Origin of the sequence: Streptomyces sp. NPDC089799 (genome assembly GCF_040684755.1) — a bacterium.
Lineage (GTDB): Bacteria > Actinomycetota > Actinomycetes > Streptomycetales > Streptomycetaceae > Streptomyces.
The window spans coordinates 1-1174 of the sequence record NZ_JBFBGR010000087.1 but is presented as its reverse complement, the minus strand read 5'-3'; the positions used below and the strand labels follow the sequence as shown (position 1 = coordinate 1174).

Genomic DNA, 1174 nt, shown 5'->3' with positions numbered 1-1174 from the left:
GTGATGGTTTCGTACTGGGCTGGGCTTTGGTAGCCGAGGCTGCTGTGGAGCCGGCGGGTGTTGTACCAGCCTTCGATGTAGTCGAAGATCGCGGTTCTGGCGGCGGTGTGGGTGTGCCATCGGTGCCGGGTGACGAGTTCGGTCTTCAGGGTGCTGAAGAAGGATTCGGCGAGCGCGTTGTCCCAGCACACGCCGGTGCGTCCGACCGAGAGCTGGATGTTGCGGGTGGCTGCGAGGGCGGCGAATGCGTGGCTGGTGTACTGGCTGCCGCGGTCGGAGTGGAAGACGACTGTGCCCTGTGGCTGCCGGTGGTGGCAGGCGTTCTTGAGTGCGTCTGTGGCCAGTGAGGTGCCCAGGTGATCGGAGGTGGCCCAGCCGACGACGCGGCGGGAGGCGATGTCGATCACGGTGGCGAGGTAGAGCCAGCCCTGGCCGGTGGGGATGTAGGTGATGTCTCCGCACCAGCGGGTGTCGAGGGCGGCCGGGTCGGGCCGGAAGTCGCGTCGGACCAGGTCGGGGCGGGTTTGCGCATGCTGGTCGGGGATGGTTGTCCGTTGTTTGTGCCTGCGGTGCCGGCCGGCCAGGCCGGCGGCCCGCATGAGGCGGGCGACCCGGCGCCGCCCGCAGGAATGGCCGTCCTGGACCAGGGCCGCGTGGACGCGTGGGGCTCCGTAGGTGCCGCGGGACTGCTGGTGGACTTCGGTAATCCTGGTGCTGAGTTCGGCGTCCCGGGCGGCCCGGGACCTGGTGGCGGGGCTTCGGCGGGCGTAGTAGGCGGACCGGGAGACCTTCATCAGCTCACACGCCCGTTTGACGTTGTGACCTGCCTGCTTCTCCGCCTCGATGAACGGGTCAACCGTCACCGGGTCCCCCTGGCGAAGAAAGCCGTGGCCCGCTTGAGGATCTCGATGTCCTCCCGCAGACGGCGGTTCTCCCGCCGCAGCTCCGCCAGCTCGGCCCGCTCGTCCCGCTCCAGCTCTTTGGGCTGGTGACTCTCGTCGGCCTGGGCCAGCCACAGCCGCACCGCGGTCTCGGTCAGGTCGAAGTCCTTGACGACCTCGGGCACCGAGCGGTCGCCCCGCAGGCACAACTCGACGATCTCGGCCTTGAAATCGGCCGTGAACTGCCGCCGCGGACGCGGCTTCTTCTTCGGCATGTCATCCATCATGGACAT

General features: G+C 68.5%; 2 protein-coding genes. Both read right to left on the bottom strand.

From position 1 onward, the window contains the following. Positions 1 to 863: IS3 family transposase (locus AB0O36_RS37015; RefSeq protein WP_365118401.1), on the bottom strand; the 863-nt coding region annotated here is incomplete at its 3' end. Continuing rightward, on the bottom strand, positions 860 to 1174 hold a 315-nt coding region (locus tag AB0O36_RS37010; protein WP_365118398.1), incomplete at its 5' end, for a transposase. The genes AB0O36_RS37010 and AB0O36_RS37015, both read right to left, overlap by 4 nt.